Annotated in this window: 20 protein-coding genes and 1 pseudogene; 9 read left to right on the forward strand and 12 right to left on the reverse strand. The window is 42.9% G+C overall.

The window, feature by feature from the left end; all coding sequences use genetic code 11:
- The first annotated feature begins 51 nt into the window (after positions 1 to 51).
- Positions 52 to 387 (forward strand): transcriptional regulator, encoded by a 336-nt coding sequence (locus PWQ49_RS01730; protein ID WP_300606950.1) that lies wholly within the window; start codon positions 52 to 54, stop codon positions 385 to 387.
- 151 nt (positions 388 to 538) lie between these two features.
- Positions 539 to 1,267 (forward strand): MinD/ParA family protein, encoded by a 729-nt coding sequence (locus PWQ49_RS01735; protein WP_300606952.1) that lies wholly within the window; start codon positions 539 to 541, stop codon positions 1,265 to 1,267.
- Positions 1,268 to 1,269: 2 nt separating this feature from the next.
- On the opposite strand, the gene PWQ49_RS01740 is transcribed toward PWQ49_RS01735, so the two are convergent.
- On the reverse strand, positions 1,270 to 2,010 hold the full coding sequence (locus PWQ49_RS01740; protein ID WP_300606955.1) for a hypothetical protein: 741 nt from the start codon (positions 2,008 to 2,010) through the stop codon (positions 1,270 to 1,272).
- 171 nt (positions 2,011 to 2,181) lie between these two features.
- Between PWQ49_RS01740 and PWQ49_RS01745 the strand changes: the two genes are divergently transcribed.
- Together PWQ49_RS01745 and tpiA are read left to right on the forward strand one after the other, a co-directional pair.
- Complete coding sequence (locus tag PWQ49_RS01745) at positions 2,182 to 3,360, forward strand: bifunctional 5,6,7,8-tetrahydromethanopterin hydro-lyase/3-hexulose-6-phosphate synthase (RefSeq protein ID WP_300606957.1); 1,179 nt, start codon at positions 2,182 to 2,184, stop codon at positions 3,358 to 3,360.
- 9 nt (positions 3,361 to 3,369) lie between these two features.
- Entirely contained in the window at positions 3,370 to 4,038 is a 669-nt protein-coding gene (gene tpiA / locus PWQ49_RS01750) for a triose-phosphate isomerase (RefSeq protein ID WP_300606960.1), read from the forward strand.
- Positions 4,039 to 4,308: 270 nt separating this feature from the next.
- Here tpiA and PWQ49_RS01755 read toward each other — a convergent pair whose 3' ends face one another.
- The 6 genes from PWQ49_RS01755 to PWQ49_RS01780 all read right to left on the reverse strand — a co-directional run bounded on the left by PWQ49_RS01755 (position 4,309) and on the right by PWQ49_RS01780 (position 9,446).
- Positions 4,309 to 4,629 (reverse strand): hypothetical protein, encoded by a 321-nt coding sequence (locus tag PWQ49_RS01755; RefSeq protein ID WP_300606963.1) that lies wholly within the window; start codon positions 4,627 to 4,629, stop codon positions 4,309 to 4,311.
- A 69-nt stretch (positions 4,630 to 4,698) separates the two neighbouring features.
- Complete coding sequence (locus PWQ49_RS01760) at positions 4,699 to 6,006, reverse strand: prephenate dehydrogenase (RefSeq protein ID WP_300606965.1); 1,308 nt, start codon at positions 6,004 to 6,006, stop codon at positions 4,699 to 4,701.
- Complete coding sequence (locus tag PWQ49_RS01765; RefSeq protein ID WP_300606968.1) at positions 5,994 to 6,806, reverse strand: shikimate dehydrogenase; 813 nt, start codon at positions 6,804 to 6,806, stop codon at positions 5,994 to 5,996. The genes PWQ49_RS01760 and PWQ49_RS01765 overlap by 13 nt, the downstream gene beginning before the upstream one ends.
- Positions 6,803 to 7,489 (reverse strand): type I 3-dehydroquinate dehydratase, encoded by a 687-nt coding sequence (gene aroD / locus PWQ49_RS01770; RefSeq protein WP_300606971.1) that lies wholly within the window; start codon positions 7,487 to 7,489, stop codon positions 6,803 to 6,805. Before aroD ends, PWQ49_RS01765 begins: the two co-directional genes overlap by 4 nt.
- Positions 7,490 to 7,491: 2 nt before the next feature.
- On the reverse strand, positions 7,492 to 8,637 hold the full coding sequence (locus PWQ49_RS01775) for a 3-dehydroquinate synthase II (RefSeq protein ID WP_300607185.1): 1,146 nt from the start codon (positions 8,635 to 8,637) through the stop codon (positions 7,492 to 7,494).
- 11 nt (positions 8,638 to 8,648) lie between these two features.
- Complete coding sequence (locus PWQ49_RS01780) at positions 8,649 to 9,446, reverse strand: 2-amino-3,7-dideoxy-D-threo-hept-6-ulosonate synthase (protein ID WP_300606974.1); 798 nt, start codon at positions 9,444 to 9,446, stop codon at positions 8,649 to 8,651.
- Between the two features lie 144 nt (positions 9,447 to 9,590).
- On the opposite strand from PWQ49_RS01780, the pseudogene PWQ49_RS01785 reads away from it, so the two are divergent.
- Positions 9,591 to 10,169: pseudogene (locus tag PWQ49_RS01785) on the forward strand (GMP synthase subunit A).
- A 1-nt stretch (position 10,170) separates the two neighbouring features.
- Here PWQ49_RS01785 and PWQ49_RS01790 read toward each other — a convergent pair.
- Genes PWQ49_RS01790 through PWQ49_RS01800 form a run of 3 tightly spaced genes read right to left on the reverse strand, consistent with a single transcriptional unit; the run spans position 10,171 to position 11,831 of the window.
- Positions 10,171 to 10,998: a deoxyribonuclease IV gene (locus PWQ49_RS01790; RefSeq protein ID WP_300606977.1), complete on the reverse strand. Its 828-nt coding sequence runs from the start codon at positions 10,996 to 10,998 to the stop codon at positions 10,171 to 10,173.
- Between the two features lie 3 nt (positions 10,999 to 11,001).
- On the reverse strand, positions 11,002 to 11,334 hold the full coding sequence (locus PWQ49_RS01795) for a hypothetical protein (protein ID WP_300606979.1): 333 nt from the start codon (positions 11,332 to 11,334) through the stop codon (positions 11,002 to 11,004).
- 26 nt (positions 11,335 to 11,360) lie between these two features.
- Complete coding sequence (locus PWQ49_RS01800; RefSeq protein WP_300606982.1) at positions 11,361 to 11,831, reverse strand: phosphopantetheine adenylyltransferase; 471 nt, start codon at positions 11,829 to 11,831, stop codon at positions 11,361 to 11,363.
- A gap of 91 nt (positions 11,832 to 11,922) precedes the next feature.
- On the opposite strand from PWQ49_RS01800, the gene PWQ49_RS01805 reads away from it, so the two are divergent.
- From PWQ49_RS01805 to PWQ49_RS01820, 4 genes are all read left to right on the forward strand, one after another.
- On the forward strand, positions 11,923 to 12,378 hold the full coding sequence (locus tag PWQ49_RS01805) for a MarR family winged helix-turn-helix transcriptional regulator (protein WP_300606985.1): 456 nt from the start codon (positions 11,923 to 11,925) through the stop codon (positions 12,376 to 12,378).
- Complete coding sequence (locus PWQ49_RS01810) at positions 12,362 to 13,717, forward strand: MATE family efflux transporter (RefSeq protein ID WP_300606988.1); 1,356 nt, start codon at positions 12,362 to 12,364, stop codon at positions 13,715 to 13,717. Before PWQ49_RS01805 ends, PWQ49_RS01810 begins: the two co-directional genes overlap by 17 nt.
- Positions 13,718 to 13,839: 122 nt before the next feature.
- On the forward strand, positions 13,840 to 14,817 hold the full coding sequence (gene radA / locus PWQ49_RS01815) for a DNA repair and recombination protein RadA (protein WP_300606991.1): 978 nt from the start codon (positions 13,840 to 13,842) through the stop codon (positions 14,815 to 14,817).
- 44 nt (positions 14,818 to 14,861) lie between these two features.
- A complete protein-coding gene (locus PWQ49_RS01820) occupies positions 14,862 to 15,542 on the forward strand; it encodes a phosphoglycolate phosphatase (RefSeq protein WP_300606994.1) in 681 nt (226 codons plus the stop codon).
- Here the strand turns inward: PWQ49_RS01820 and PWQ49_RS01825 are convergent.
- Together PWQ49_RS01825 and PWQ49_RS01830 are read right to left on the reverse strand one after the other, a co-directional pair.
- Positions 15,539 to 15,796 carry a PRC-barrel domain-containing protein gene (locus PWQ49_RS01825; RefSeq protein ID WP_300606997.1) on the reverse strand — a complete coding sequence of 86 codons (258 nt, stop codon included), beginning with the start codon at positions 15,794 to 15,796 and terminating at the stop codon, positions 15,539 to 15,541. The genes PWQ49_RS01820 and PWQ49_RS01825 overlap by 4 nt on opposite strands.
- Before the next feature lie 16 nt (positions 15,797 to 15,812).
- A complete protein-coding gene (locus PWQ49_RS01830; protein WP_300607000.1) occupies positions 15,813 to 18,041 on the reverse strand; it encodes a CDC48 family AAA ATPase in 2,229 nt (742 codons plus the stop codon).
- Positions 18,042 to 18,140: the final 99 nt, after the last annotated feature.

Below are 18,140 nucleotides of genomic sequence, written 5' to 3' on the forward strand. Positions count from 1 at the left end.
GTTAAATTTATGTATCCATGTAGTACATGAATACTCTTAGGAGGTTTTATCATGGATAATAAAGAACAGACAGATAAAATCCTATTTTTACTCAAAAGCATTGATGAGAAACTTGACAAACTTCTCAGGATGAAACACATTTATATGGCAGATGAAGTTCCTGAAGGGCTTGATGTGATGACTCTTCTGTCATTGCCAGATCATTTGCGGACAACTGCGACTGCACTTATTGAAAATGGCGTGTCCACTGCAGAGGATCTGGCAAAAATAACATCCAAGAAAAGAGCTGTAGAAAGTTCATATCTTAATCAGCTTGTAAGGATGGGTCATGTACGTAAATTCAGGAAAGGTAAAAAAGTATTTTTTGAGATCCAATCCTCCTTATAATCACAAAAAGAATATATTTCTTTATATTCATCGATGCGATTAAGATTAACCAGGATAATTAATATATATCTTGCTGCAGGATGAGACTCCCGCTTAATTAAAAAGTACTTGCAGATAGGCAAAATCTTAAACGACCTTGTGGCATGTTAGCATGAGTTTCTCTATTTCAATCCATTCTTCAAAGGGGGGTACAGGAAAAACTTGTATTGCCCAGAACCTTGCGTATGCTTACGCAATGGATGGAAAAAATGTTTGTCTTCTGGATCTTGATCTCAAGTCTCCAAGCCTTTTCAGTGGCCTCTTTCCTGTTAAAGATTGCTGGTTGAACAGTGTTCTTGAAGGCAGGCAGGAAATTGATGATGTTCTTGTGGATGCTACCAGAGAGATGGGTACAAAAGGTAGAGTGTGTGTTGGATATTCTAATCCGGATATTGCTGAAATACGGGAAATATCTTTAAAGGACCGTCGCTGGCAATCACAGGCGCTTCAGAAACTTATAGACTGCAAAAAGAAACTTTTTTCCAGTGGGTTTGATGTGGTAATAATGGATTCCAGTCCAGGAGTTGATTACACTTCTGTAAATGTAGTTGCATGCAGTGAATATGTGATAACAGTATTTAAGTCAGGGGAAAGCAGAGGCGTCCAGCTCGTTATCAACGGGATTTACAAACCACTTGAGAAGCGTTGTTTTGCAATCGAAAATATGAATAATGGTGTATCTTCATTTTCTTTTGAGGATCAAATTCCAGTTCCAGTACTTGCAAGAATTCCATGTATGTGTGATGTTTCAAAATATGGAACTAAAAAATTATTTACATGTGAAGATCCAGCTCATCCTTTTTCCAAGGCAATTTTCAATCTAAAAGATCAGATTTGCTAAGATTACTTTCTCTCTTTATGGAGAATTGCTTTCACATCGGTTTCGATGTAGTCGACAATGTCTTTGACATCTGTAAATGGTTCTTTTCTATCTCTGATATTTTCTGAGGTGAGTACTTGTACCAGCATGAATACTATATATCCGAAAACTGCAGCTGAAAATGCAAGTATCAGGCGCTCTAGCGGGTATAAGTAAATTACTTCCTTATACACATTCGCATCCAGATCAAAGACGAATGCAGCAATAATGCTCCCTATTAAATGATCCGCGAGAACCGCAAGCAACGATACAAGGAATAAGTATACAAAGATTTGCCATCTTCTGGAGACGTGATAAAATGCCTGCTTTCTTGAAGCGAGGACACAGCAAGCGAGCACTAGAACATGGAACCAGATGTATGAATAAGCTTGAAAGCCAACAGGTGTGATAAACCACAGTAGAATCACTGCACCAAAGATAGAGTAAGCAAATTTTTGTTTTTCAGCAACACACAATCCTGCTATTATTGATGCAAGACCGATAAATCCAGGGGATAGGTACGTAAATAGGTTGTTTCCCAGATATTCAGGGTTTATTGGCAAATGCAGAAGCATTGCCACAATTGTCACAATAGGTCCGACAATTGGCCCCAGTAGAAAGCCATTAAATGTTCCAAAAACCAGCATGGAACTTATACGACCCTGCTCCATTCCAAAAATAAATTCAAAATCAGGCAACCACGCAGCAAAAAAACTAATGATCAAAGCAGTAATCACCAATAGATTACGAACTCGAGGATTTTTGATCAAGGTATTTTCTGTTTTTAAGGTCACGTAGTTTGTATTTGTGCTCATCAATAAATAATTTTTTCAATATTCAATTGTGACTCATCAGAAACCATATATATATTCATACACATGTAGCGAATTGATACAATGATGTTAATTGGAGAAGCTTTAATAGGCGAGGCCCCCGAGCTCGCCCACATTGATCTTATGATCGGAGAGAAGGAAGGTCCGGTAGGACAGGCCTTTGCTACCGGGATGACCCAGCTGTCAGCAGGGCACACTCCATTACTCTCGGTAATCAGGCCAAATCTCCCTACCAAACCCTCAACTCTCATTGTTCCGAAGGTCACTGTAAAGAACATGGATCAGGCATCCCAGGTTTTTGGTCCTGCACAGGCTGCAGTGGCCAAGGCAGTAGCCGATGCTGTAGAGGAAGGTTTGATCCCTAAAGAGAAAGCTGAAGAACTTGTTGTTATTGCAAGTGTTTTCATCCACCCCGATGCTCAGGATTACAACCGTATTTACAGATATAATTACGGAGCCACCAAACTGGCGATCAAGCGAGCAATGAATGGATTTCCCAGCATTAACAAGGTTCTTGAGGAAAAAGACAGGATGGCACATGCTATCATGGGATTTAAGGTATCAAGACTCTGGGACCCGCCATACCTTCAGGTTGCACTGGATAACCCCAACATTGATGTAGTAACCAGCATTGTAAAGCAGCTTCCAAAGAGCGATCATCTGATTCTTGAAGCCGGTACGCCTTTGATCAAGAGGTATGGTGTAGATGTTATCACAAAGCTCAGGGAAATCAAACCTGATGCGTTCATTGTTGCGGACCTGAAAACACTGGACACAGGTAACCTTGAAGCAAGAATGGTTGCGGATGCTACTGCAGATGCCATTGTGATTTCAGCTCTTGCACCCATTGCAACCCTCAACAAAGCAATTTCAGAAGCTCACAAGACCGGTATCTATGCAGTCATGGATACACTTAACCAGCCAGACCCGGTTTCAGTGCTCAAGCAGCTGGATGAGCTTCCTGACGTGGTGGAGCTCCACAGGGCGATTGACATCGAGGAAACGGCTCACGCATGGGGTAGCATCGATGACATGAAAGCACTATCCTCCAAGATGCTTGTGGCTGTTGCAGGTGGTATTCGTGTAGATACTATACCGGATGCTCTTAAAGCAGGTGCAGATATCCTTGTAGTCGGACGTGCCATAACCAACGCCAAAGATGTGCGTCAGGCTACCGAGCGCTTCATTGAAGCCCTAGGTAAACCTGAAATCGATCAGTTCAGGGTAATGACTGACTTCTGAGGTGAGTTAATGCAGGTTCCGCTTATAGTGGTGAACTTCAAGACTTATTTGGAGGGAACAGGACCTAAAGCTGTAAAAATAGCTAAAGCATGTGTGGAAGTATCCAAGGCATCCGGTGTTACCATTGCGGTGGCACCCCAGCTTTGCGATGTCTATCGTGTGGCATCAGAGGTGGATGTTCCCGTATATTCTCAGCATCTGGATGGAATGGCCCCAGGAAGCCATACTGGTCATGTGCTTGCACGCTGTGTAAAAGATGCAGGTGCCTGCGGAACCCTTATCAACCACTCAGAACACCGTCTCAAGCTTGCAGATATTGAGGCTTCAGTAAGCGCTGCAAAAGCTGAAGGTTTGACTTCAATTGTCTGCACCAACAATATTCCAACAACTGCAGCAGCAGCGGCTCTTTCCCCGGATTATGTGGCAGTGGAACCGCCGGGGCTCATCGGCAGCGGAATCCCGGTTTCAAAAGCGGACCCGGAGATTGTGGAAGGGTCAGTGCGTGCAGTCCGGCGCATAAATTCAGATGTAAAGGTATTGTGCGGTGCTGGAATTTCAAAAGGGGAAGATGTAAAAGCAGCCCTTGAACTTGGTACAGATGGGGTTTTGCTCGCTTCAGGTATTGTCAAGGCGGAAGATCCAAAAAGCGCACTTGAAGATCTTGTAAGCTTCCTTTGAGCTTTACTTGATCATACTTTTTTCTTTTTTTAATAGTTGTTTGGTTTTGTAGAACACTTATACTTCACATAAAACCACAGAATTCACAGAGATCAAAGAGATGGCAAAAACTCCCACAAATAGCATTCAGGACTCTTGAAATCTCCTCTGTGGACTTCTGTGTTTTCTGTGGTTAGATTTGTTCATATGTGTATCCGTAGGGCGATTTCTACAGAGTTTTTTGGGAAAACACATGTCTTTTTGTCAGTTCCATTATATGTCTCTCAAAATTCAGAGCGTAAGCACTGCTATCACCAGCAAAATTGTTGAAAATCCCAGTTTCATGACCATTGTCAGTTCAATTCTCAGCTGCTGTGCCACCATATTTGATATCCCAATAGGTGGGGGAGATATTAGCAATGCTGCCAGAAACAGGGAAATTCCGGGAATGTAATCCTTTGCTACAATAATCAGATAAAGTCCCTGTATCCCCAGATATATTCCCAGAAGAGCTATTAAAAGGAGTCCACCTTTGTAATACCTGAGGAATTCGCGGATGTCTTTTCCGAAGACATGCGGTAATACGGCATCATTTTGTTTCTTCTTTTTCACTTTCACATCATCACGCCATTTTATGTTCTTTTCAAAACAAAGTGCATATGATTTACATAAATCCTTGCTTTAGCGAAGGGTACACCCTATGCCTTCAAGCAGTTTTTCCGCTTCAATCTGTATTTTGTTTACATCAATATCCTGACGGATACTCAAACGAAAAGTAACACTCATGTGTCCTTCAGGATTATTGTAGATGTCATGTACCTTACAGGATATTCCCTCACTTATTTTCTCGAGAATTTGGCACAGAATATCAGGATCAGCATTATTGGGGATGTAGGCGGAAATATCTCTGGTCTTTCTTGTAATATTCTCATTTTTCCATTTGTTGAGTTCATCGGAACTCAGGAGGCGTACATTTTCAATTTTAAGGGTCACAAGTTTTCCGGATTCTGAAATAGTGACCGATCTTGGCATGACCTTCTCAACAATCCCAATATGAGTTTTACCTGAGTAAATATGGTATAGCCCTCTTTCCTTTCCAATGGAGTGAACCAGCTCTTCAAATTCTGCTACTTTTGCATTGATAAGCTTGTCAGATCTATGTAATGCAGCCACTGTATCTCCAAAATGAATTGAGGCATCTTTCATAACCCTGCAGAAATCATCAGCTTTTTCTTCCACAACAAGCTGAGAGAGTTTCTCACATTGCTCTATGAAAGTCCTGTGTACATTCGGGATCTCAGGGTTCTGCATTTGTATTTGTGCATAAAGCCAAGGGTTCTGTCCCAATATACGCCCGACAAAATCCAACATAATCTCATAAACAGGACTCATGAAACGACGTGACCCCTGCACATCAAAATCAAGTTCTTTCAGGGTTGCACCAATTGTGATGTAGGCAAAATGAGTCAATCCCTGTACGATTGATACGATATGGTCATGTTCTTGCGGGGTTATTATTTCGATGTGTGCACCTTGTTTTTCCAGTAATTTACGGATTTTCGGGAACCAGTTTTCGCATCTGTTTTTCACAGGTGTCAGGATAAAAGTTTGTCCTTGCAATGATGGTATCGAGGGGCCAAACATGGGGTGTGTTCCCAGCAGTTCAACGTCTTCTGGTGAGGCTTCTATCATTGCTTCAACCGGCTTTTTCTTAATGGATGTAAGATCCATCAACAAACTACCGGGTTTCATGAGTGGGGCAGCTTGCCGTATAATTTCAGGTGTTATATCAATAGGAACTGATACAATAACAATGTCACAATCTGGAATTATTTCTTTTGGAGAGGATGTGAAATTAACTTCTAGTTTTTCCGCAACATCAGCGCGCCCCCGGCGTCCCGATACCCAGACATCGTATCCTTCGTTCTTGAAAAATTTTGCAAACCATTGCCCCATTTCACCTGTACCACCAATGATCAGCATCTGCATGAAAGTTCCTCCAATACGGCTTTTCTCATGGTTTCAACCGGAGGATCGCGGCCAGTCCAGATACGGAATGCTTCGGCTCCCTGATGAACCAGCATTCCAACACCGTCAATTGTTTTAGCACCGACAGCCCTAGCTTCCTGAAGTAATTTTGTTTCCAGTGGATTGTAAACTATATCAAATACAACCAGATCCGAATGAAGTTGTTCACGGGTTACAACGGATTCGGATAAATTTGGATACATTCCAACTGTAGTGGTGTTAATCAGAATATCGCAGTTTTCAAGGCTTTTCCCGAGAATGTCCAATCCGTGGGCATGTCCATTTACAACACGGGCAAGTTCTTCTGCGCGCCGGAGCGTGCGGTTGAATATATCAATATTTGCACCGAGATTTGAAAAATGATATGCTATAGCTTTTGCTGCTCCTCCGGCACCAACTAGCGAAATATTTGCACCTTTGATGCGGATTCCCTTTTCTGTCAGAGCTTTTTCAGCACCCAGACCATCGGTATTGTATCCTCTTATCCCATTTTTGAAGTCAATGGTGTTTACGGCACCAATCTGGAGAGCAAGTTCATCGGGTTTCACAAAATGCAGTGTTTGCTCCTTATGTGGAACGGTGACATTAAGTCCTCCAAAACCAAGGGCATTTGCTCCATTTATAGCATTCCCTAGGTACTCCGGGGCAACCCTGAATGGGTGATAGACACAATCCATTTCGAGTTCACGGAATGCAGCATTATGCATTGCAGGCGAAAGGGAATGTTCTACAGGATTTCCTATTACGCCAAAAACCTTCACAGCAGCATCTCCATTGCAGCTTTAAGCTTGTCAATTCTAAGCTGACCCGGTGCAACGGCCTTTCCGATGCAGCCATATGTGAGGACTGATCCATAAAGCCCACCTACAACCCGGCTGTAACTTCCAATTTTACCCATTGCAATAGCGCATACAGGACTATCGGCAGAATTTGCTGCCTCCAGAAGCTTCAGGACGTCTGAAGGTGATTTGGGCATTGTGGCAATCTTTGTGATATCAGCCCCTGCTTTATGTCCTTTCCTGAAAATCTCATTTATTTTTTCCATTGGGGGTGTGCTGTCAAAGAAGTGTGACGAGATGATTACCGTTACATGATTGCTTTTTGCACTTTTGATAATCCTGTTTTTCTCAGGAACAGACATTTCAATGTCTACTGCATCTACGTATGGAAGGATTCCTTCGAGTATTTCCAGCCTGCTTTCTTCATTTCCTCCCCAGTGACCGCCCTCTGAACGTATTCGATTGGTTGCAATACATGGAAGTCCAATGCATGAAACTTGCTCTCTAAGTAGGATGGCAGCATCCACAGAGTCAATTCCAAGGAGATCCATTCTGAGTTCCAGAACATCGGCACCAAGATTTTTTGCGGCCAATGCTTGTGAATATGGATTGTTATCAATGGATGCAACAATGAGGGCACGATTGTGTTTGGGTAACTCCAGCATGTTTATTTCTCGATGATTGTTTCTTCTACTTTCATCCCGAAATGCCTGCCGCTTTCCTCAACATAGACCATAACCTCGTCACCCTCTTTGAGGCTGGTTACGGAAACAGGTTTTCCATCTCCTGAAACGAGCTTGATTGTCTCAGCATTCTGGAGGATGTTTTTTATTGTCTTGCCATCAGATGTGCAGGCTTCTACAAGCATGAGTGGGCGCCGCTCAATTTTAACTCTTCCCACAACAGCTCTACGCTGCCTTCCTTCGGCATTTACAACTGCAACCTCATCACCAGCTTCTAGTTCGCAAAGATATCGTGTTTTTCCGCCTGTCTGAACATACGCATGAACTGCTCCCGCATTAACCCTGAATGGACGGGAAGCAACGTAAGGACTATCTTCTGATTCGGAATGAACCAGAAACATGCCACCTGAACCGCATCCTACAAGCATTCCCTCTCCGGTACCCATGAGGCTGCAGGTGTCTACACAAACACGGTCCCCCATTCCAACCTGTTCTACCTTTGTAACCTTTGCAACTTCAAGCTCCAGCCGCTCGGAAGTTGCTTCTTCTGCAATTTCCACAGATTTGCGAATGGTATCGGGGTTATCTGTGTCAAGCAATACTCCGTCTGCACCATGCTCCATGGTTTCAAGGGCAAGCCTGACTTCGTCGGTATCGCGAACACCGGATATGATTTTCATGTCTTCCGGTTGCAGTGATGCTATCAGGTTTTCCAGTGGGATGACTTTCCAGTCAGTACCGATTGCAATAAGGTAATCACAAACCCTGCCAAGGGATGAAGCAAATTTTTCATGGGCTTTGTCGTGTATTATGGAAAAGCCTGCAACAGTTTTCTTTTCCCGGCGGAGGTGTGCAATGATATCGAAATCCCGGGAATTACTTAAATCTGTGGGCAGGGGCAGTGTTCCATCTGCTTCACTATCCTTACCCACTACTATGATATCTGCATTTGACGGCTCTGATGAAAAGAAAGTGGCGATCTTAATATCTCCAAGCTCTTTTACCTTGTCAACATCCTCCGGTAATACCAGTACGCATGAAACACCAGCCTCGAGACCTGCTGTGATGCGCTGCTTTTTCTTTTCCCAGTCGCCTTCATCGGCACGTATCCATACTTCCTTGTTCATCAGGATGACTCCTTTTAGCGTAATATCTCTAAAGCTTCATCTACAGTACTGTTTTGATGTACTATATGTGTAATTGCTTTTGTTATTTTTGTAGGGTTTGGATGCTGGAATACGTTTCTACCAATTGCAACACCACGGGCTCCGGCGTCCATGGCTCCCCTGATCATCTCCAGGAATTCCCTGTCGGTGTTGGTCTTTGGTCCTCCTGCAATAACTACAGGAACTGGACAGCCTTCTATTACCCTGGTAAATGATTCTTCATCTCCGGTGTAAACGGTCTTTACGATGTCAGCCCCCAGTTCCGCACCTACACGGGCTGCATGGGCTACCATTTCGGGGTCATGCGGATTAGTGACCTTCTTTCCTCTGGGGTACATCATTGCAAGTAATGGGATTCCCCAGTAATCACATTGTTTGGCTATTTCTCCCAGTATCTTGAGTTGTTCGGATTCGGTTTCAGATCCCACATTTATATGCACAGAAACTGCGTCCGCTCCCATTCTGGATGCTTCTTCAACTGTGCAGACCAATACCTTGTCATTGGGGTCGGGACCCAGTGATGTGGAAGCACTCATGTGAACAATCAAACCCACATCATGACCGTATCCCCTGTGACCGTGAGGAACCATTCCTTTCTGCATGAGTACAGCGTTAGCTCCTCCTTCGGCAACCTTGTTTATGGAATCTGCTATGTCGATTACACCTTTGATGGGGCCATCAGACAATCCATGGTCCATAGGTATGATCACCATGTTTCTGCTATCTCTGTCCATTATTCTTTCTATTCGAATATTCTTTCCCAGTTCAGACATATGTCCAACTCCTTCACCGTGTCAGTATGTGACATAGTTACACAGTGTTATATTTAAGTTTTTTGTTTGTAATTTCAAAATTTGGTTTAACCAGATGCTGTGCAGGCAAATGTATTATATATTTTTATATTCCTCAGTCCATTCATGGAAAAGTTGAAGATACTTGTTATCAACAATTACGGGCAGTTTTGTCATCTGATTCATCGCACCGTCCGCGATCTGGACATGGAGACAGAAATCATTCCCAATACAACTCCAATAGATGAAATCCACGCAATGGAGCCGGACGGATTAATTTTGAGCGGTGGTCCAAGCATGGACCGGATTGGTCTTTGTAGTGACTACGTAAAACAAATTGATCTTCCTATTCTTGGCATCTGTCTCGGGCACCAGTTAATAGCTCTCTCTTTCGGGGGAAGCACCGGTTCAGGGAAATATGGCGGCTATGCTGATGTTGATGTTGAAATCCTCGAAGAAAATGATATCCTGAAAGGTCTGGGTCCAAAAATTACGACGTGGGCATCTCATGCAGATGAGGTTACAGTCATGCCTGAAGGATTCATATAGCTTGCACGCTCGGATATATGTGAGGTGGAAGCCATGAAGCATCCTTATAAACCAATTTATGGTGTACAATGGCATCCTGAAGTTGCACATACCAAAAGTGGTGAGGCATTATTCCACAATTTCTTCAGTGTGTGTGAGCAATATAAAAAGAGCTGATTTACTGCTTTTCAAAGGTTTCCTGAAGAAGCAGTGCGTCTTCTTCAAGGTTCGGACTTTCACAAATCACAAGACCTTCAACGTTGAAATCCTTCAATGCTTTCATAAGGGCAGGGTAATTTAGATCAGATTCCTGCAGGACTAGATGCTTTACCTCCCCTTTTGAGTTGTATTTAATTCCTGAAATGTGCATATGCATATCTGCCAGCCCTTGCTTTCCCAGGTAGTTTTCCACAATACAAAGGCAGGCTGCAAACTCCTCGTATGTGTTAATATCTCCATTAGTACGGGCATGCAGGTGTGCAAAATCAATGCATGGCATCACACCTTCCACCTCAACAGCCATATTCAGTATTTCCTTAAGAGTTCCAAACTGGCTGGGTTTCCCGGTAGTTTCGGGGCGAAGAATAACATCAATTTCTTTTTCTTCAAAGATTTCCCTGAGTTTTCTCAGTGATCTGATAACCTTTTCCAGAACGATTCTACTGGTCTCTCCATGATAATAAGCAGGATGGAAAACAATGGATGATGCACCACAAAGACTTCCGATTCGGGCGGAATCATAAATGCGTTTGATACTTGCTTCAATTTTTTCAGGTTCACGGGAATTTAAATTAACGTAATATGGGGCATGAACACTCAACGCCACTTTATTCTCGGAGGCAACAGCTGCTATCTTTCGGGCGGTGTCTTCCTTCATCCGCACTCCGCGCACAAACTCAAGTTCCATGCAACTAAGACCAAGTTCCCGGATACGCTTAATCCCTCCAATACTTCCCTTTTCCTTTGCGCTAATAGGAGTCCCTGCGGTTCCAAAAAAGAGTGGCATGTTTTAAAAAATCCCGAGTTTATTTTTGAGTGCTTCAACTTTTTCAGCAGATACTTTTTCACTAACGACTTCAAAAAAGCTGTCAATGTCCTCATCTTCCAGTGTACGGATTTCTTCTGTCCCTTCCATCACAAGATCGGCAAGATACTCAATTTCTTCCATGGAAAGCCGTGAGAGTCGTTCCTTGAAATCTTCTGCGGATTCCGCGAATTTGTGGGAAACAGGTCTCAGGATAAACGGGAATGGATGTCCCATAGATGAAATATTATTTCCCCCGGCTTCTGGAGCAAGCTTGTTAAAAATTTCCATGTCTCTATCTGTGAATTCGCGTCTCATGGGAAAATAATATGAAAGCAAAGAAATTAAAGTCTTGTCCCTTTGAGGTGGCCGTGAATATCTATTTCCCCTTTTACAATTCTAGTGGAAGAAATGGGGATTTCATCATCTGCAAGTACGTAATCAATTTTGACGATAGTTATTTCATCAAGGCCCTTTTGCTTCCTAATTTCGTTTATTTTGAGGGCAACTGGATATGTTTCAGGCGAGACCACGATGTAATCATAATTATCAGTCAGGGTTGTTCCATAAGGGTCTTCAAGCTTCTGGATTCTGTAGGATTCCTTTTTTACCTGAATATGGTCCAGGTAGTCTTTAAGCTGCTTAAGACGTTTTGTATAATCAAGAATCTCCCGCCCCCTTTTTTGTGCCATTGCATTGGAAGTGACACCGATGTCAACAGTCCCTGATTCCGCTAATTCAAAAGCCTTGCGCAAAAGCCGTTTGTGTCCATCATGCAGGAATTCAAAAGTTCCTCCTACCGCTATTCGTGGCATCAGGACTCATGATGTCTTCTTTTTTGATAGCCTTTATGGCAGATTGTTGCATACGCAACAATTATATACAACATGGTTTATGCAACGACCAATGAGTTTTTCTGACCCTTCATATTCCCCCAGTGCCATGATTGCCTTTCTTCATAGACATAATCTGGGATATATGGCAAAACATCTCGAAGAATATGGGATAGGTGGTGGACAAATTGCTTTTTTGATGGCTCTCTACCATCAGGATGGCTTGTATCAGGAAGAGCTTGCCAGAATGTTTCTGGTCAACAGAGCTACTGCCGCCAGAGCCGTACAAAAACTGGCTTCAAAAGGGTATGTTGAAAGAGTACAGGATCATTCGGACAAAAGGGCCTTACGGGTTTACCTTACTGAGAAAGGGTTGGAGCTACAGGAAATTGTTATGAAAATCTCCGCTATGCGTCGGAAGAAGCTTTTTACAGGATTTTCAGATGAAGAGCAAGCCACTTTTATTAAACTGCTTGCAAAGATGGTGAATAACGTTTGTGAGGAAATGTGGGATGAAAGCACAAAGTGAAATGCTGGGTATAGAAAAAATAAGCAAGCTCTTGCTCAAGCTATCAGCTCCAGCGACAGTCGGTATGCTGGTGAGTGGTCTATACAACATAGTCGATACTATTTTTGTAGGACGTGCTCTTGGGGATGCAAGTGTTCAGGGTATTGCCGCAATTGCGGTCAGTTTTCCGGTTTTGATGATAAGCATGGCAATTTCCCTTGCCATAGGACTTGGTGGGGCATCGATAATTTCCCGCAGATTGGGCTCAAAGGACATTGAGGGTGCTGAAAAGACTTTTGGGAATATTATAGGTATGTCCATTGTACTCGGTACACTAGTTTCCATAATGGGTCTTGTTTTCATGACTCCGATTCTGGAGCTTTTCGGAGCGACTCCAACAATTCTTCCTTTTGCAAGGGAATACCTTCAAATATTGCTCTATGGAACGCCGATCTTCATGTTTTCCCTTGTGGCAAATAATGTGGCCCGATCTGAAGGTAATGCAAGGGTTGCCATGTTAACAATGGTGTTTAGTGGCGTACTGAACATAATTCTTGATCCGATATTTATTTTCGGACTGGGAATGGGTATCAGAGGAGCTGCAATTGCTACTGTAATCTCCTATTTTGCTTCTGCATTTTTCTTGGTGAAATATTTCATGTCAGGTTACAGTAGTCTTGTTTTCAGAACTCATGATCTCAGACCCGATATACCAATATTAAAAGAGGTTTGTGCGCTTGGGCTTGCTCCATTTACCCGTAATTCCTCAATGAGTATTGTAGTAGTTTTCGTGAACAATATTCTTGCAATATATGGTGGGGATGTTCCTATAGCTGTTTACGGTATATTCAACCGATTGTTTGTTTTTGCCTCGATGCCACTTATTGGCCTATTGCAGGGTATGCAACCTATCATCGGGTTTAATTATGGTGCACGAAACTTTGAAAGGGTATTGGAATCGCTCAGACTTTCTCTCTGGATCTCCACACTGATTGCGATTTTTGATTTTGTGCTCTTGTATTCGCTGGCATCATTTCTGTTTTCAATATTTACAACTGATACACACCTTATTGAAGTAGGTGTATCTGCAACCAGAATAATGGTTCTGGCTGTGCCGCTTCTGGGTATTCAGTTTGTGAGTGCAGGAATGTATCAGGCTTTGGGAAAGCCCCTCCCTTCATTTATTCTTTCAATGGCCAGACAGACCATTTTCCTTTTGCCTCTGCTGTTTCTTTTGCCTCGTGCATATGATCTTGAAGGGGTGTGGATGGCATTTCCGATAGCAGATACACTGGCTTTCGTGCTTACTTCATGGATGCTCATCAGGGAATACCGGATAATAAGGGCTGAATTTTCATAATTCGCTTTTTGCCAGAATATTTTCAGGTTGCTTTGGTCACATATATATAATGCAATGTGGATAGTTCAATCATATCACAGTGCACCCAGGACGAAAAATTGTGCACCAAAAGAGGTATTTTAATGAGCGAGATATCACTTGAAGAACTGGATCATGTTGGTCCGGCAACTGCCCAGAAACTACGGGAAGCAGGCTACACAAGCGTGGAAGCGATTGCAGTATCTTCTCCTGCTGAACTTGTGGCAAGTGCAGACATCGGAGAGTCAACAGCCGCTAAAATTATCAATGCCGCCAGAAGTGCGGCAGACATTGGCGGATTCGAAACCGGCGATCTTGTTATGGAAAGACGAGAGAAAGTAGGAAAACTTTCTACAGGTTGTGTAGAATTTGATGAGATGCTTGGTGGGGGTGTGGAAACTCAGGCAATCACTGAATTGTATGGTGAATTCGGATCAGGAAAAACCCAGATTACTCATCAGCTTGCTGTTAATGTCCAGCTTCCGGAAGAATTTGGCGGATTGAATGGTTCAGTTATCATAATTGATACTGAAAACACTTTCAGGCCAGAGAGGATCAAACAGATGGTCGAAGGTGCAGCCCTAAAACACGGAATTGATCTTGACCCGGAAGATTTTCTCAGGAATATACATGTGGCGAGGGCTTACAATTCCAATCACCAGATTCTTCTTGCGGATGCCGCATCGGAAAAAGCAACTGCACTAAAAGATACTGATAAACCAGTCCGTTTGTTGATTGTAGACTCACTGACAGCACATTTCAGGGCTGAGTATGTGGGGAGAGGTACGCTTGCAGATCGACAGCAAAAGCTGAATAAACACCTTCATGATCTCCAGAGATTTGGTGATCTTAATAATGCCTGTGTGGTGGTGACAAATCAGGTGATGGCGAAGCCCGATGCTTTTTTTGGTGATCCAACTCGCCCAATCGGAGGGCATATCGTGGGTCATACAGCAACTTTCAGGATATATATACGCAAATCTAAGGGCGATAAGAGAATTGTCAAATTGGTGGATTCTCCATGCCTTCCAGACGGAGAAGCGATTGTGGCAGTTACCACAGATGGTCTGCTAGACGGATGATTCAGGGATAATTTTATCATATTCCTTTTCTTAGAGCTAATGTCATGTTCTCTGCACTTGCTGTGGATATAGACGGTACAATCACTGGTATGGACAGGAAGCTTCACTACGGGGCTTGCGAACTTCTTTATAACCTTGAAATACCAGTAGTGCTGGCTACCGGAAATGTACTTTGTTATGCCTCTGCAGCCTCAAAGCTGATGGGTTTGGAAGGAAAAGTCATCAGTGAGAATGGCGGAGTTTTACAATTGGCCTTCGATACAAAGCCGTATATTTCGGATAATATTGAGGAATGTGAGGCTGCATTCGATCTGTTGTCTTCAAAATATGATCTTGTTCGATTGGATCCCTTTCTCCGTAAAACTGAAATAACTATCCAAAGGGGTATACCAGTTGAAGAACTTCAGGAAGCACTTTCAGGTTCCAATTACAATGTAGAAATTATTGATACAGGATTTGCAATCCACATAAAAAGTAAGAATGTTAACAAAGGTACTGGTCTTGCCCGAATGGCAGAATTAATGGAAATTGATACAAAAGATTTTGTTGCCATCGGCGATTCAGTAAACGATATTGAAATGTGTGAGATTGCAGGCTTTTCTGTGGCTGTTGGCAATGCATCGGATGAACTGATTCAGGTAGCAGATATGGTAACCTCTTCATCATTTGGTGATGGAGCACAAGAGGCACTTGAATACCTGCTGGCTGAAGGTTTAATCGCTTAAGCCTGTTCGGAAATAAATGCCCTGTCCACAACAATGTAATCTTTAACGGAGCGGACAGCTCTAAATGGGATCTTTAGGTATTGTCCTTCCATTGGATATTTGGATGTGTCAAGACCAATATCAGGTTTGATTATGAGATCTTCTAATTTTCCACTTTTTATATCCATTACAACATTGTTAAGTATACCAATTTCAGTGCCGTCTGTTGCCATTACCTGTTTGTTGGAAATGTTTTTTGCAAACACCTTTACCATTTATAAGTCCTCTCCTTCAAATATATCCTGTATATGAACTAGTTTCAGTCTTTCGTGTACCGCCTTTAAGTTTCTGGGACAAGCGATTATAAAAGTCTATCATGTCCTCATTAACTGTTGGCTTAACTTTTTCAAAAGCCTGTGTGAAGTGCCTGAGACTTACTTTGTCATTATCAAAGTTTTCTCGAAGGGCAAGCATTGCAGCTTCCCGGCAAACGGCTTCGATGTCAGCTCCAACATATCCCTCAGTCATGCCTGCAAGGTCTGAAATATTCACATCATCATCTAATGGCATGTTTCTTGTGTGGATCTGGAAAATACTTATTCTTCCTTCATGTGTTGTTGGAGTAGCCATTACCAGCCTGTCAAATCTTCCGGAACGAAGCAGTGCCGGGTCGATAAGATCTGGTCTGTTTGTAGCTGCTATGACTACGACTTCATTAAGGGGCTCCAACCCATCCATTTCAGTTAAGAGCTGGTTTACAACCTGTTCAGTTACCCTTCCGCCTTCATCACTACCGCCCTGGCGGATAGATGCGATTGAATCTATTTCGTCAAAGAAAATAATACATGGTGCAACCTGTCTGGCTTTCTTAAATATTTCCCGAATAGCTTTTTCTGACTCGCCAACATATTTTGAGAATATCTGTGGACCCTTAATGCTTATAAAATTTGCATTTGCTTCATTGGCTACTGCCTGTGCAAGAAGAGTTTTTCCGGTTCCGGGTGGACCATATAGTAAAATACCGGTAGGGGGTTTAACTCCCATCTTTTCAATTTTTTCAGGCCATTTCAATGGCCACTCCACAGTTTCCCTTAGTTCTTGTTCTGCATCTTCAAGCCCGCCGATATCATCCCAGCCAACAGACGGGATTTCAACAAGTACTTCTCTCATTGCAGAAGGTTCGACTTCCTTGAGTGCATCTTCAAAGTCCTGTGCCGTGACTTCAAGTTTTTCAAGTACTTCTTCGGGAATCTTTTCTTCGTCAAAGTTGATTTCTGGAAGTATGCGTCGCAACGCCCTCATTGAAGCTTCCTGAACAAGTGCAAGCATATCGGCCCCAACAAAACCCTGTGTGTATTCTGCAAGATAACGTAAATAATCTTCATCGATTTCTTCGGAAAGAGGCATTCCACGTGTGTGAATTTGCAGTATCTCGAGCCTGTCATCACAATCCGGAACACCGATTTCAATTTCGCGGTCAAATCTACCGGGGCGGCGTAGTGCAGGATCAATTGAATCAATACGGTTGGTTGCACCGATAACAACCACTTCCTTGCGTTCATCCATTCCATCCATCAGGGTAAGTAATTGTGCGACCACCCTACGCTCGACTTCTCCTGTCGCGTTTTCACGCTTTGGTGCTATAGAGTCGATTTCATCAATAAAAATAATGGATGGGGTATTTTCGTCCGCTTCTTCAAAAATCCTGCGCAATCTTTCCTCACTTTCTCCATAGAATTTACCCATAATTTCAGGACCGGCAATGTAGAGAAAATGTGCTCGGGACTCATTTGCAACAGCTTTGGCAATGAGTGTCTTACCAGTGCCAGGGGGTCCGTACAAAATAACCCCTTTTGGAGGTTCAATATTTAGTCTCTGGAAAAGCTCATGATGTTTCAGTGGAAGCTCAATCATTTCTCTTACACGCTGGATTTCATCTCTGAGTCCTCCAATATCTTCATAGGTAATGCCCCGGGTCGCATTCTCATATCCAATTACTGGTTTTTCCTGAAGCTGGATTTCGGTTCTTTCAGTAATAATAAGTACCCCTTCCTCAGGCTCGGTTTCAATTGCGATAAGAGGTATGGCCTGGCTTCCCGGATGGGATTGGCCCATGGAACTGATAATAGGTATTATATCTTCCTTAACAAGTGGTCTTTTGAGTATGTTGTGCTTAATGATGGATTCTGTGTTTTCCCCAAATTCCATCATTACACCCTCAGGAGGTGCAAGAAGCACTTTTTCAGCAGGAATTGCTTCGATTTTACGGATTGTCACTCGCTCGCCTATTCCCACTCCGGCATTCTGTCTGGTGTAACCATCAATTCTTGCGATTCCCTGACCCCAATCCTGTCTGTCGGCACGCCAGACTTTCGCGGCAGTATTCCGCTTGCCCTCAATCTGGACGATGTCCCCAGGTGAAAGTTGAAGGCTTAAGAGTGTGTCTGGATCCAGGCGAATAATACCCCTTCCAAAATCAATGGGATGTGCTTTCTCAACTTTGATCTGTAGCTCTTGCATTCAGCCAGCATCCTTAAAAATTACTTATCATGTTATCTGTATACTATATTTCCACGGCATAAATAATTATGTTGCTGGTTACGTTTTCTTGGGCAAAAG

The organism is Methanohalophilus sp. (assembly GCF_030156785.1).
Lineage (GTDB): Archaea > Halobacteriota > Methanosarcinia > Methanosarcinales > Methanosarcinaceae > Methanohalophilus.

Excerpts from the sequence above, each read along its gene's own strand:
- PWQ49_RS01730 (WP_300606950.1), top strand. The coding sequence starts at position 52 with ATGGATAATAAAGAACAGACAGATAAAATCCTATTTTTACTCAAAAGC.
- PWQ49_RS01735 (WP_300606952.1), top strand. The coding sequence starts at position 539 with ATGAGTTTCTCTATTTCAATCCATTCTTCAAAGGGGGGTACAGGAAAA.
- PWQ49_RS01745 (WP_300606957.1), top strand. The coding sequence starts at position 2,182 with ATGATGTTAATTGGAGAAGCTTTAATAGGCGAGGCCCCCGAGCTCGCC.
- tpiA (WP_300606960.1), top strand. The coding sequence starts at position 3,370 with ATGCAGGTTCCGCTTATAGTGGTGAACTTCAAGACTTATTTGGAGGGA.
- PWQ49_RS01760 (WP_300606965.1), bottom strand. The coding sequence starts at position 6,006 with ATGCAGATGCTGATCATTGGTGGTACAGGTGAAATGGGGCAATGGTTT.
- aroD (WP_300606971.1), bottom strand. The coding sequence starts at position 7,489 with ATGCTGGAGTTACCCAAACACAATCGTGCCCTCATTGTTGCATCCATT.
- PWQ49_RS01780 (WP_300606974.1), bottom strand. The coding sequence starts at position 9,446 with ATGTCTGAACTGGGAAAGAATATTCGAATAGAAAGAATAATGGACAGA.
- PWQ49_RS01790 (WP_300606977.1), bottom strand. The coding sequence starts at position 10,998 with ATGCCACTCTTTTTTGGAACCGCAGGGACTCCTATTAGCGCAAAGGAA.
- PWQ49_RS01795 (WP_300606979.1), bottom strand. The coding sequence starts at position 11,334 with ATGAGACGCGAATTCACAGATAGAGACATGGAAATTTTTAACAAGCTT.
- PWQ49_RS01800 (WP_300606982.1), bottom strand. The coding sequence starts at position 11,831 with ATGCCACGAATAGCGGTAGGAGGAACTTTTGAATTCCTGCATGATGGA.
- PWQ49_RS01805 (WP_300606985.1), top strand. The coding sequence starts at position 11,923 with ATGAGTTTTTCTGACCCTTCATATTCCCCCAGTGCCATGATTGCCTTT.
- PWQ49_RS01810 (WP_300606988.1), top strand. The coding sequence starts at position 12,362 with ATGAAAGCACAAAGTGAAATGCTGGGTATAGAAAAAATAAGCAAGCTC.
- radA (WP_300606991.1), top strand. The coding sequence starts at position 13,840 with ATGAGCGAGATATCACTTGAAGAACTGGATCATGTTGGTCCGGCAACT.
- PWQ49_RS01820 (WP_300606994.1), top strand. The coding sequence starts at position 14,862 with ATGTTCTCTGCACTTGCTGTGGATATAGACGGTACAATCACTGGTATG.
- PWQ49_RS01825 (WP_300606997.1), bottom strand. The coding sequence starts at position 15,796 with ATGGTAAAGGTGTTTGCAAAAAACATTTCCAACAAACAGGTAATGGCA.
- PWQ49_RS01830 (WP_300607000.1), bottom strand. The coding sequence starts at position 18,041 with ATGCAAGAGCTACAGATCAAAGTTGAGAAAGCACATCCCATTGATTTT.